This is a genomic window from Microcoleus sp. MON1_C1, assembly GCF_036701945.1.
Classification (GTDB): Bacteria; Cyanobacteriota; Cyanobacteriia; order Cyanobacteriales; family Microcoleaceae; genus Microcoleus.
In genome coordinates, this window is record NZ_JAUBRO010000089.1 from 1 (window position 1) to 12,871 (window position 12,871).

The following is a 12,871-nucleotide window of genomic DNA, read 5'->3' on the forward strand; positions in this document are numbered from 1 at the left end:
CTAAATATAATCTTTTCAATTTTCCTAACTTGAAAAGATTTGATGCCTTTTCACAATTCATATAGGATTGCTATATTCCCATGCTAACGGATTTGATATGAGTTAAAAAGTCGATCGCCCACCATGCAAAATCCCGGAGATTTGGTGACTGTAAAAGCAGCCATCAAACCCCCAGGATTTAAGTTTTTCCTCTTAAACGAGGCTCAAATTATTGCCAATGAGTGTTGGCTCAATCAGCAGTAGCCAATTCGGTACTGGCACCACCGCGCTTCCGCGTCAGGGTATTGAAAAGCATCTGACCAACTGCTTTAATCAAATTGCCTTCTAACTCCATGAACATCTTCATGTTCATGCCAAAAGCTGCATTAGCTTCGTCAACAATTCGCTCTGCTGTGGCTTCGTCAATCGGCAGTTCATTCATTGCCTGACGGTAGTTAGCTTTGAATTCTTTTTCATCAGGAATATCCTGGAATTCATAGAAAGCAGTGCCTTCTCCCTCGGAAAGATTCATCCCGCGCTGGGCAATTCCCTTCAGGATTTGTCCGCCGGATAAATCGCCAAGGTAGCGAGTGTAAGAGTGAGCTACTAACAGTTCCGGTGCAGTTGCCGAAATCTCGCGAATTCGCTCCACATAAGCTTTAGCTGCGGCTGACGGAGCTACTTGTTCGCGCCAATTCGCACCGTAGTAGTAAAATAAATCTTGCTCTAAGCTTTGTTTCCGATTCAACTCAGAAAAGTAAATTTTTGAAACAACCGGATGCTGCTTTTGGTGTTCCATTTCCTCTTCCATTGCCGAGTAGACAAAGTAGAGGTTTCCTACTAACTTCCGGTAAGAAGTTTTTTCTACAACGCCTTTTAAAAAACACTTGACAAAACCGACGTTTTCTGCCATTGTGTGGGACTTTTTCGTTCCCTCACGCAATTTGGTCGCTAAATTGATGCTCATGCTATATTGTCCAACCTTCTATTTTTGTGGTAGCTGATGGATGCGCCAAAAATCTAAAATTTACCTAAGCATTTACCTTAGATCGATTTGATGAGAGATTGTATTAATTTTTATAACAAAACCTACCGACCTCAAACGGCAGAAACCCTTGTGCCTCGGAAGGCACAAGGGTTCAAACTGCTGCAAAAGTTTAGTCCTTAGTCGCTCGTCCTCGACTGTTAGCTAATGGCTAATTTAGATGTCCAAGTCGAGGAGGTTGAGTTTGGGGCCGTAGGTTTCGATGAATTCGCGGCGGGGGGCGACTCGATCGCCCATTAAGATCGTAAAGATGCGATCTGCCTCAGCAGCGTCTTCAATCTCCACCCGTTTCAGCGTCCGAGTTTCTGGGTTCATCGTTGTATCCCACAACTGTGTCGGCATCATTTCACCCAAACCTTTGAACCGCTGGATGGTGTAATTAGCATTCGCCGGAAATTCATTGCGGATGAGATTGTTCATTTCGCGATCACTGTAACAGTAATAATGATTCCGTCCCCGTTCGACTTTATAGAGAGGAGGACAAGCAATATAGATGTAACCTTGGTCTACAAGTGCGCGCTGATAGCGGTAGAAGAAAGTCAGCAACAGGGTGCGGATGTGAGCACCATCTACGTCAGCGTCAGTCATAATTACGATGTGGTGATACCGCAATTGCCCCGGATCGAATTCTTCGCCTTTGATACCCAAACCCAGGGCTGTAATTAACGATTGAATTTCGTTATTTTTGTAGATTTTGGCGTCGTCGGTTTTCTCAATGTTGAGAATTTTACCGCGCAAAGGCAGAATTGCTTGGAATTGGCGATCGCGCCCTTGTTTGGCCGATCCGCCTGCGGAATCGCCTTCCACCAGGTATATCTCAGACAGGGCGGGGTCTCTGGAGCTACAGTCCGCTAATTTTCCAGGCAAAGGAGACGATTCTAAGACTGATTTTCGGCGCACTAAATCGCGGGCACGGCGGGCGGCTTCAGCGGCCTTAAATGCCTGAATTGCTTTTTCCAAAATAGCGTCAGCTACCTGGGGGCGAAACTCTAAATATTCTGTCAATACTTCGCCTACTAAGGAATCGACAATTCCCCGAACTTCTGTATTTCCTAGCTTAGTTTTAGTTTGGCCTTCAAATTCCGGGTCTGGGACTTTCACAGAAATGACTGCTGTCAAACCTTCGCGAACGTTTTCGCCGGCGAGGTTGGGCTCGTTTTCTTTGATTTTGTTGCGCTTGCGGGCGATCGAATTCATCGTCCGCGTCAAAACCGCCTTCAAACCTTCTAAGTGCGTGCCTCCGTCGATCGTCCGAATGTTGTTAGCAAAACCGAGAACGTTGTCACTAAAAGCATCGACGCACCACTGCAAAGCCACTTCTATCTGCACATTGTTGCGTTCTCCTTGCACGTAGATTACTTCTTCGTGCAGAGGCTGCTTTTCGCGGTTCATGTAGGCGATATATTCCTTGATTCCGCCCTCGTAACAGTATGTTTCGATGCGAGGTTCGCTACTTTTGAGCAGTTCCAAACGGTGGTCGCTAAAGGTAATTCTCACGCCGGCATTCAAGTAACCCAATTCTCGCAAGCGCCCGGCGAGTATAGTGTAATCAAATTCAATGCCAGTGCTAAATATTTGAGTATCTGGCAAGAAAGAAACTGAAGTGCCGGTGCGAGTGCCTTTGTTGGGCTTGGCATTAAGTTCAGTAACTGGAAAGCCTCTTTCGTAGCGCTGCAAATGTTCTTTTTGGTCGCGCCAAACTGTCACTTCTACCCACTCGGACAGCGCGTTAACAACAGAAATACCTACACCGTGCAATCCTCCAGAAACCTTGTAGCCACCACCGCCAAATTTACCGCCGGCGTGGAGTACAGTCATTACTGTTTCTATTCCCGATTTGCCAGTCTTGGCAACGATGCCGGTCGGAATACCCCGGCCGTCGTCTGTCACGGTAACGGAACCGTCGGCGTTGATGTCAATCTCGATGTGAGTGCAGTGGCCAGCCAGCGCCTCATCAATAGAATTGTCCACAACCTCGTAAACTAGATGGTGGAGTCCTCGCGGGCCGGTGGTACCGATGTACATCCCCGGTCGTTTGCGGACTGCTTCGAGACCTTCGAGAACTTGAATCTGGTCGGCGCTGTAGCTGCTGGTCATACAAAAATAGCTCCAATAATGAGGCCTAAAGCCCCGAAAGCTTCTAAAATGGGAAAACTCCTAAAATTATAGCACAAAACCGTTAAAGGCGATGCTAGGGCTTTCTGAAGGGAAATTTATCGGGGGGAGGGAGGGGAATAGTTTTGAGATTGCTTGAGGACTACCCAGGCCGATCGCGGTGAATCAGTGGATGGAGAGAGAAGAAAGCATGGAGAGGAGAGGATTTGAGAGTTTTTAGAGGGAAATGTGCGACAGCTTATGCCTAGATTAATTACGATTTGCGGGGCGACGGCGACGGGGAAGTCTGGAGTGGCTTTGGCTTTGGCTTCGCGACTGCAATCCTCGATCCTGAGTGCGGACTCCCGTCAAGTGTACCGCGAATTTGACATCGGAACCGCAAAACCGACGGCAGTCGATCGCACTTGTGTACCGCATCACTTAATTGACATTTGCGATCCGACAGAAACTCTGACACTAGCAGAGTACCAGCAGCAAGCTCAAAAATTAATTGGTGATGTCGATTTTCCCTTGTCTCCTCCTCTGTTGTTGGTGGGAGGGACAGGCTTATATATTAAATCGATCGTGCGCGGTTTGAAAATTCCGAGGGTAGCGCCGATGCCCGAATTGCGATCGCAACTTGCAGAACTCGGACAATCTCAATGTTACGCGATGTTGCAACAGGTCGATCGCTCTGCCGCTGAGAAAATTCACCTCAATGACCCAGTAAGAACTTTAAGAGCACTGGAAGTATTTTATGTGACCGGTCGCTCTATTTCGGAACAGCAGGGCGAAAATCCGCCCAATTATCCTATTTTACAAATTGGGTTGGATTGCGCGATCGATGTTTTGGTCGATCGGATCAAACAGCGCACCGAACAAATGCTAGAACGCGGTTGGATTGCTGAAGTAGAATATTTGTGTAAAAAATACGGCTGCGACTTGCCACTGTTGAACACGCTGGGCTATCAGGAAATGAAACAATATTTGGCTGGCGACATTAAGCTTGAAGAAGCCAAAGAATTAACAATTTTGCACACGCGGCAATTTGCGAAGAGACAGCGCACCTGGTTTCGAGCTTATCCTGAAATTGAATGGTTTGATGTTAGCACGCCAGATTTATTGGAGCGAATTTGGCAGAGAGTTGAAGAGTTTGAGAGACGCAGATCAAGACTGATGTAATGTCAATTGATTGAATAGTCTCTCAATTAGAGTAAGGATGAATCGTGAAGCGAACAAGAAATATTTGTTTTAATGAACTACCGAAAAAACCGAGGGTACCGAAAAAGAGAAAAGATAGAAATTAATAGGTTCACCGGAATTCAGGAGTAATTAGTTGTCTTAATTTAGTTTTCTGGACTGTCAACAAGCGTGGAGGAACAGGCTTATCGGCCTGTTCCTCAAATTACATCTCGCGTACTTAATTAACTGTACAAACTCGCCACATATTCGCCGTAACCGTTATAGGGCAAAGTCGGGCGAGTTTCCCACGACCAACTGTTACCGGGACCGACTACCCGTTCGCTGGCCTGCGACCATCTCGGGTGCGGTTTGTCGGGTTCGACATTTGCTTCAAAAGCGTATTCGTTGGGACCGATTGTATTCCAAAAAGTGGCGGGCTGTTGTTCGACAAATTCAATTTTGACGATCGACTTTGCGCCCTTAAAACCGTACTTCCAAGGAATCACTTGCCGCAACGGCGCACCATTTTGTTTTGGTAGCCTTCGGCCATACAAGCCTGTGGCAAAAAATGCTAAATCGTTGGCCATTTCCTCGACCCGCAGACCTTCGGTATAAGGCCAAGGATAAAATTGCGACATCAAACCGGGGCCGGGAGTTATCTTGCGATCGTAAAATGAGGTGAAGCGAACGAATTTAGCCTTCGATTGCGGTTCGACATCAGCCATCAGTAATTTCATGGGAAATCCGACCCAAGGAACTACCATCGCCCAGGCTTCTACACAGCGAAATCGATAAACTCGTTCTTCGATAGGAAATTTTTTGTAGAGGTCGTCAATATCATAAGTGCGGGGATTTTTTACTAAACCGCCTACTTCTACTTTCCAGTTTTCTGTTGGCAAAGCTTGAGCCGGTTGCCAAATAGATTTTGTGCCGCCGTATTCGTAAAAATTGTTGTATTTTGTAGCTAAGGCTTCGTCGGTAATCGCTCGATCGACTTTTGCAAAGGCGGGATTCCGGCTCAATTCCGAATATGCTTGGGTTGAGCTTTGATCCAGAGCAGTTTTTGAGCTAGCATTGCTTTGGCAGCCGGCCAGCGGCAGCAGCGAAGCTGTCACGCCTGCGCCAATTAAATTTGTCATGAAGCGGCGGCGGTTGAGAAATGCTGTTTCTGGGGTAATTTGGGGTTCGAGAATTTCCCAAGGTTTGGGAACGCGAATTAACGGCATAAGTAATAGTTAAAAGTTAGTAGTTAGTTTGGCAAAAGTTGCCTAAGTTTTAATCTGTTAGTCGATTTGAGATTGGAGATTTGAGGTTTGAGATTGACTCCCTAGAACAAACAATTGCGGATATTTGGCAATGCCTCGCGATTGCTTTGGCAATGCTTGCGATCGCACTGAAAGTATTCGCCATGACAGTATAACGTAATTCGGTAACAGCAAATCCCGCCGATCGCTCGAATGAACTCGGTACGATCGACCTATTAAACCTCGCTCGCAGGAAAGTCAGCAATTATTTACGCGCGATCGACCGCAGCAATTGTGGCGAAAATCTGGGAAACAATTATCATAAAGCAAAGATTCCAATTATTTAATTTGTCCACAGGAAGCGGCACGCACCGCCCCGCTTTCCTCCCCCACCAACCAGTATGTCGGACGGGGGTCTCCAGCGGAAAGACAAATGAGTTACTGCACCAATCCCCATTGCCAGAATCCCCAAAATCTCGATCGCGCGACAGTCTGCAAAAGTTGCGAGTCGAACTTGCTGCTAAAAGGCCGCTACCGAGTCTTTCACACCCTCGGTCAAAGTCTCACTTGCCGCACCTTCTTAGCAGTCGATGAAGACCAACCTTCGCAACCCCGCTGCGTCATTCAACAGTTCTGCGGCTCAGCAGCAGCCGCAGACGGTGGCACACACCAAAACCGGACATTTCGCGGCTCTGCCTCAGTTCTCGACGAGTTGGGGAAACATCCGCAAATACCGAAACTGCTGGCATCTTTTGAACTCGAAGGCTGCCAGTATTTAGTGCAAGAATACATCGAAGGCCGCAATTTAGCCGATCGGCTTTCAGAAAAAGGTGTTGTTAAAGAAATTCAAATTTGGTATCTGCTGAGCGAATTGTTGCCAGTCCTGCAATTTGTTCACGAACATCAACTGATTCACGGAGATATCAAACCGTCGAATATTATTCACCGGAAAACTCCCCAAGCATCCCCAGCTTTGGCAGGGAAAGAGGATCTATACCCCCTGTCCCAAGAAAGTGCCTCGGGGCTAGTTTTAGTCGATTTCGGCGCGGCAATTCCGGCAAACAGCGGGCCGCTGAAAATAGAAACGGTGACAGGTTCTGCCGAATACGCGGCCCCGGAACAAATTAAAGGTCAAGCGATTAAGAGCAGCGACATCTACAGTTTGGGCGTCACTTGCATTCACTTGTTAACGGGAATGTCGCCCTTTGATTTGTTTGACATCAAAGCCGAAAGTTGGGCCTGGAGGCATTATTTGAAAGTACCAGTTTCGGGGCGACTCGCCCGCATTCTGGATAAAATGGTGCAGCGAGAACCATCAAAACGCTATGGATCGACCGAGGCAATTCTCACAGACATGAAATACGGCCCGGCACCGGTAGACGTGATTCTCAGCAAACCCAAGTGGACTTTAGCGATGTGGGGAGCAAGTGCGGTTGCCCTGCTGTTCGTAGTGCTGGGTATTCGCTTGCCATCTCCAGCACCGCAGGCTTTCACTTCTTCTGAACCTGTTTCTAGCATTCCCGAAATTCGGTTCAATCCGCCCCCGATGCAGGATTTCAACGGTGACGCCTCGCAGTCCCTGCCTGCAGTGCGGACTCTGGCGGAGCGAGACAAAAACCCGGTTTGGGCGGTAGCAGTCGCTCCCAACGGCCGCGTGATAGTCAGCGGGAACAACGACGGTACAATTCATCTGTTGCACAAGCGTCGCGGCAAGCTACTCAAGGTTTTAGCAGGACATTTGGGGCCTGTGTGGTCGGTGGCCGTCAGTCCCGACGGCAGGACGATCGCCAGCGGCAGCGCTGACGGTACGATTAAATTGTGGAATTTCTATTCTGGCAAGTTAATTCGGACTTTGGACGGACACACAGACGGCGTGTTCTCGGTGGTTTTCAGTCCAGACGGCGAAGCCATCGCCAGCGTCGGTAAGGATAATACTTTGAAGCTGTGGCAAGTCGAAGACGGTGCCGAGTTGGAAACTCTCCAAGGGGTTTTTGACCAGGTGCATTCGGTGGCTTTCAGTCCCTATAAAGACACTCTCTTTACTGGCAACGGCGACGGTACTATCAAGCTGTGGAATTGGAAGACTGGGGAATTCCAAGCCACTCTCACGGGTCATTTTGATGCTGTTTCGGCTCTTACTGTCAGCCCTGACGGTAAAATTTTGGGCAGTGGGGGCTGGGACAATACGGTGAGGATTTGGGATATTACCAAGGAACACTGGTCCGCACCCTCGGGTGAAGTGATTTTTAACGGTCATGCCGATCGAATTCAGTCTCTAGCTTTCAGTCCGGACGGAGACAAACTCGCTAGCGCCGATTTGAGCGGGACTATCAAGCTGTGGCACATGAGTTCGGGCGAAATCGCCGGCACGCTGAAGGGTCATTCTACTTGGGTGGAATTGGCTTTTAATCCTCAAGACAAAACTCTGATCAGTGGCAGTTTTGACGACACGATTAAGGTATGGCGGTTGTCTCCTTGATTTGTTTGGTTGTCCGCCCCATCAAAGTTGAAGAATCCCCAGCCAAATCAAAGATTTTGGTTGAGGATTCTTAAACTCGGCGATTGAAAGAGACTGTTGGCGATTTCGCAGAGGGGTTACCCCCCACCTCGGGAAGGCAGCATTTGCCTTCGCTCTTGGTAGTTAACAGCTATATGGTCAATTAGACATTTACTCCCGATCTACCATTTTTAGGGATAAGTGGTGAAACCCCTGGTTGATTAACCAACAGTCTCTTGACATCGCTGCTATACAAACGAAGTCCACTGCAAGCTGACTGAAGTATATCTTTAGGCAATGCCGCCGTTAACGCGGATATTTTGTCCAGTAATCCAGCGGGCTTGTTCGCTGCACAAAAAAGCCGTCACATCGGCAATATCTTCAACTTTTCCAAGTCTTCCCAAAGCAGCCATTTGAGTAAATCTTTGTATTTGTTCAGCAGTTTTGCCAACAGTGAAGAGTTCTGTATCCGTTGGGCCCGGAGAAACCACATTGACTGTAATTTGGCGATCGCCCAATTCCTTAGCCAGCGATCGAGTTAGCTGTTCTACCGCGCCTTTTGTCGCCACATAAGCCCCATAAGTTGGCAGTAGCATCGCCGTTGTCGAACTGGAAAAATTAACAATTCTTCCTCCCTCCGCCATGCGTTTAGCAGCTTCTTGACAAGCAAAAAACGTGCCTTTGACGTTAATTGCAAACAGATTATCAAACTCTGCTTCGGTAACTTCCGCTAGAGGTTTGTAAAGAATTACTCCTGCATTATTGACTAAAATATCGACTTGTGAATAGGTTTCCAGAGTGCGATCGAACAAATCGCGAATTTCTGCGGTTTTGCTGACATCGGCTTGCACGGCTAATGCTTTGCCGCCTGCTGCTTCAATCGCTGACACAACATCTTTCGCCTGATCTGCGCCTCTGGCGTAGTTGATGACCACTGATGCCCCTTCTTGGGATAATCGCAGGGCGATCGCGCGTCCAATTCCCCGCGATGCACCGGTCACAATTGCCACTTTTCCTGCTAGTGATGGCATGAGATTTCCTCTGCAATTAGCGTTGATGGCGGTTCAAAATAATCATACTATTTTTTTCCATTCCAGTACAGAAACAAATTTAAAACTTAAAAGAGCCAGAATATCCCTAGACATCGCGGTTACTAACTAACACTTGTGGTAAAGTAGTGTCGGCTGTTAAAGTAAAATCTATGACCGTAAATTCCGAGTTAGCAGAGCAGTATTTGTCAGCGGGCGAGAGCCTCCAGAAATCAGGAAAACTTGACGAGGCGATCGCCCAATATCAAAAAATATTAGCCCTTCAAGCGGATAGTGCGATCGCACTCAACAAGATCGCTGAAGTTTATTATGCTCAACAAAAATTTGCAGAGGCGATCGCCTCATGTTACCAAGCACTTCGCCAGCAATCGAATTTCCCCGCCGCCTACAAAACTCTAGGCAATATCCTGCAAGCCCAAGGCAAAATAGACGCGGCCATTCGCGCCTACTCCAAGGCGATAGAATTCGATCCTAATTTGGTCGAAGCCTATGTTAACTTGGGCAGTATGTTTTACAAACAAGGCCAGCTCGATGACGCCATAACTTACTATCAAAAATCTATGGCTCTTCAACCAGATTTAGCCGTAGCTTATTGGAATTTAGGCAAAAGTTTGGAAGAGGAAGGGCGAATCAATGAAGGTTTATTTTATCAAAAAAAAGCTCTGAATTTACAGCCGGAGTTAGAAGATAGAAGCAATTCAGTAAACAATAACACTTACTGAAGAGGAATGTTATAGTCAAAATAATTCAATCATTAACGATGCAAGCTGGAGCAACATGGAAATTAACCATAATCCGCTCGAATTCCTAACGGCTAAAGTACAAGAAAAAGTTGCCGATATCCAAAACTTAGGCAACCAAATTGATGCAAAATTCGAGGAAAGTGCAACTGTATTAACGGCGTGGGTACAATCAGCCCCAAGTTCAATTGTTAGTGCTGGGGCGATCGCCACTCAAGAAGCTTTCAAAATAGCACATAACATCCGTTTTGAGAACCTGCCAACAAATCTGCAATCCAAATTTGCTAGGGCTGGGATGCGTGACGGAATCCGAAATGTTCAAGAAGCAGCAAAAGTATTTGAATCCATACCCGCCCAAATTCGTGTCCAAGGCCCAGAAGCAATTGGCAGCTTCTGTCAAGATAAAGATTGGAGTCACATCCAAGCGCACGTCAATGGAGGCGGAAGCGAAGCTGCTAACGGGGTTTTTGAATATTTTTGGGTGAATCGTGCTCGCGGTGGTGCAGACATGACTGCCGCAGAATTAGCAGTCGCTAAGCAAGTTTTAGCGGATGCAGCGTTTAAAGCAGCAGTTGCGGAAATCGTTGGGGCTGCAATGAAAGGGGCGATCGCCGCAGCAGTAATTGAGTTAATATTTTCTATCTTAGAAAACTCGCTATTGTGCGTTGAAGGCAAAATTACCCAGTCAGAGTTAGTCGAACAAGTCGCCACCGCCACCGCCAAAGCTGGCATTGCTGGTGGTGTTATTACTGGCATTCTGTTAACACTGTGCATGATATTTCCCCCCATTGCCGCGCTTTTAGGTGCCGCAGCGATGCCCTTGGCGGTTGCAGGTATTGGTTTTATGGGAATTCGCGCTTGGGAAATCTTTTGTCACGGCGATCGACTATTTGGTATTACTCAACAAACACAAAAATTTCTGGGGCTGACTGAAGAAGTGCAGTAGGGGCTTAGGCCCCGCCGTGTCCTACGTCTAATTAGATACCTGACTTCTTGAAGAAGCCGGGTATCTCGGTATTCTAAATGATTGGGAAACATAAATAGTATGGATTCAGTAGAAAAAACTCAAGATCAGCAGCATCCGCAATACAAGCGCGATCGAGCCAGTGTCAATACTTTATTAGCCTCAGAAGCAAACGACTACAATTTATCGGAATTAGCAAGATTAATAATTCGCTACCGAGGCTTTCCCGGCGCTAGAGATATCCAAGCAGACTTAAAAAAAGTCCTGCAAAAATGGAATTATACCGAAGAAACTCTTTACGAACAAACCCGTAAAATTCACGCCCAAGGTGAGGTTTATAGAAAGCAAAAAAGCGATCAAGAAGATTGGCTTTAAGACACTCAAAAATTAACATTTATAGCAACAGCGAACCGGCTTGGCGGTTAAGACAATAGTCGGAAAACTTTTTAGGTCGTAGCCTAAAACCCTTGATTTGGTTGGGCAGAGCCTGTGCCTCGTAAGCTTTGCTTGCAGCTATGGGATCGCCCTGAAACTTTTATTTTATGGTGGTGATTCCTGGGAGGGTGAAAACCCACCCCAAACCCAGATGGGGTAAAGATTGAGCTGTGTTGTGGTAAAAAAAAGATAGGCAGCAGAATTGTTACAGGCTTGCCTATCCAAAAAAATATGTTATAGCAATCCTAAATCATTATCATGAGTACGGTACAATTATATAGCAAGTCTATTGGAGTCGTGAATGTAGAACGACCTGAAACGTTTGTGATGATTGAACCCATTGTTTACAAATCAAATGGTTTTGCTATAGCAATCCTAAATCATAATCTTGATTATGATACAATTATATGCAATACTTGATGATGACAAAAAGAATGAATAACTTACAACTGCCACAAAAAGACATGGAAAAAGAAATACCCCAATTAGAATCTTTCATTAAAAGCGATATCAATGCAAGAGAACTAAAACGAGCAATAGCTGTCAGGATGGCGCTTGAAGGTAAGCTGTACCATAAAATTAGCTTTTCGGTTATGTGTAAGTGAATTCTTTGTTGGTTATTGGAAAAAGATTTTTAAAACCCAAGGAGTCGAAGGAATAAAACTAGGATATAAAGGCTCGGCATGGTATTTGACAGAGGGACAAACGGATGTAGTAGTCGAGTGGTTAAAGAATAAACAATCTTGGAACTTAGAGGAGTTAGTGACTTATGTAGAACAAGAGTTTGGTGTGATATGTAAATCAAAACAGAGCCCTGCATGAACTTTTCGCTGCTGCCAATATTAGTTGGAAAAAGACTCAAAAAATTAATCCCAAATCCGATGACGAACTGGTAAAGAAAAAGCGGGAATAAATTAACGATATTTTATCCAAAAACAAGGCGGGCATAGAATCTGGGGAAATAATAGTATTGTTTTGAGATGAATGTCATCTACTTCATGGCGATCTGACAGGCTACGTTTGGGGTCAATCCGATCGGAGAATTGAAGTTCCTATTACCAATGAAAAAAATAGACCAACTTATTTTGGGACCCTGAATTATCAAAGCAAACAATTCCACGTTCAAAGTTATCCATCGGGAGAGGGAAAATCAACAGTTAAATTCATTAAACACTTACAAAATAAATATCAAAAACGGAGAATAATCTTAATTTGGGATGGAGCTAGTTCTCATAAATATGGAGAATTTAGAGATTTTTTAGCATTACTAAATAGTGATAAAGCACCGTCAGATTGGTCAATTACTTGTATTTTATTTGCTCCCAATTCGCCCCAACAGAATCCCGTTGAAGATATTTGGTTACCAGCTAAAAACTTTTTAAGAAAGTATTGGTATTTATGTAGGTCTTTTAAGATTATCAAATTTTTGTTTGAGTTCTTCACTAAGGAACATAAATTTGATTTGCCCAAAATTCATCAGTACACTTATACATAGAAAATCATTTAGGATTGCTATATCGCTTAGTTCGTCGTTACAATCAATTAGGTAGTAATGGGTTGAAAGACCTGGGGGGGTAACAACCAGCCTGAAACCCATACCTTTGTAAGGATTGAGCCAATGTGTGCTAAAAAAAAATAGGCA

The 12,871-nt window shown here is 45.6% G+C and carries 11 protein-coding genes and 1 pseudogene; 7 read left to right on the forward strand and 5 right to left on the reverse strand.

Annotated elements, in window-relative coordinates; genetic code table 11:
• Positions 1-229: 229 nt before the first annotated feature.
• On the reverse strand, positions 230-946 hold the full coding sequence (locus QUA62_RS28005; protein ID WP_333408086.1) for a heme oxygenase (biliverdin-producing): 717 nt from the start codon (positions 944-946) through the stop codon (positions 230-232).
• A 234-nt stretch (positions 947-1,180) separates the two neighbouring features.
• Entirely contained in the window at positions 1,181-3,121 is a 1,941-nt protein-coding gene (gyrB, locus tag QUA62_RS28010) for a DNA topoisomerase (ATP-hydrolyzing) subunit B (RefSeq protein WP_006634660.1), read from the reverse strand.
• Positions 3,122-3,379: 258 nt separating this feature from the next.
• Here gyrB and miaA point away from each other — a divergent pair, with 258 nt between their 5' ends.
• Entirely contained in the window at positions 3,380-4,300 is a 921-nt protein-coding gene (gene miaA / locus QUA62_RS28015; RefSeq protein ID WP_333408087.1) for a tRNA (adenosine(37)-N6)-dimethylallyltransferase MiaA, read from the forward strand.
• A 242-nt stretch (positions 4,301-4,542) separates the two neighbouring features.
• Here miaA and msrP read toward each other — a convergent pair whose 3' ends face one another.
• On the reverse strand, positions 4,543-5,526 hold the full coding sequence (msrP, locus tag QUA62_RS28020; RefSeq protein WP_333408088.1) for a protein-methionine-sulfoxide reductase catalytic subunit MsrP: 984 nt from the start codon (positions 5,524-5,526) through the stop codon (positions 4,543-4,545).
• A gap of 451 nt (positions 5,527-5,977) precedes the next feature.
• Here msrP and QUA62_RS28025 point away from each other — a divergent pair, with 451 nt between their 5' ends.
• Positions 5,978-8,023, forward strand: coding sequence for a serine/threonine-protein kinase (locus QUA62_RS28025; protein WP_333283773.1), 2,046 nt, complete (start codon positions 5,978-5,980; stop codon positions 8,021-8,023).
• 308 nt (positions 8,024-8,331) lie between these two features.
• Here the strand turns inward: QUA62_RS28025 and QUA62_RS28030 are convergent, their stop codons facing one another.
• A complete protein-coding gene (locus QUA62_RS28030; protein ID WP_333408089.1) occupies positions 8,332-9,072 on the reverse strand; it encodes an SDR family oxidoreductase in 741 nt (246 codons plus the stop codon).
• Between the two features lie 170 nt (positions 9,073-9,242).
• Here QUA62_RS28030 and QUA62_RS28035 point away from each other — a divergent pair, with 170 nt between their 5' ends.
• From QUA62_RS28035 to QUA62_RS29555, 5 genes and pseudogenes are all read left to right on the forward strand, one after another.
• Positions 9,243-9,812, forward strand: a complete 570-nt coding sequence (locus tag QUA62_RS28035; protein WP_333408090.1) for a tetratricopeptide repeat protein — start codon at positions 9,243-9,245, stop codon at positions 9,810-9,812.
• Positions 9,813-9,867: 55 nt separating this feature from the next.
• Positions 9,868-10,776 carry a hypothetical protein gene (locus QUA62_RS28040; protein WP_333408091.1) on the forward strand — a complete coding sequence of 303 codons (909 nt, stop codon included), beginning with the start codon at positions 9,868-9,870 and terminating at the stop codon, positions 10,774-10,776.
• Between the two features lie 99 nt (positions 10,777-10,875).
• Positions 10,876-11,169: a DUF3288 family protein gene (locus QUA62_RS28045; RefSeq protein WP_190657093.1), complete on the forward strand. Its 294-nt coding sequence runs from the start codon at positions 10,876-10,878 to the stop codon at positions 11,167-11,169.
• 494 nt (positions 11,170-11,663) lie between these two features.
• Positions 11,664-11,834, forward strand: a complete 171-nt coding sequence (locus QUA62_RS28050; RefSeq protein ID WP_333408092.1) for a hypothetical protein — start codon at positions 11,664-11,666, stop codon at positions 11,832-11,834.
• A 386-nt stretch (positions 11,835-12,220) separates the two neighbouring features.
• Positions 12,221-12,724, forward strand: a pseudogene (locus QUA62_RS29555) (transposase); the annotation flags it as partial.
• Here the strand turns inward: QUA62_RS29555 and QUA62_RS28055 are convergent.
• Positions 12,626-12,871: hypothetical protein (locus QUA62_RS28055; RefSeq protein ID WP_333408093.1), on the reverse strand; the 246-nt coding region annotated here is incomplete at its 5' end. The pseudogene QUA62_RS29555 and the gene QUA62_RS28055 sit on opposite strands and share 99 nt — an antisense overlap.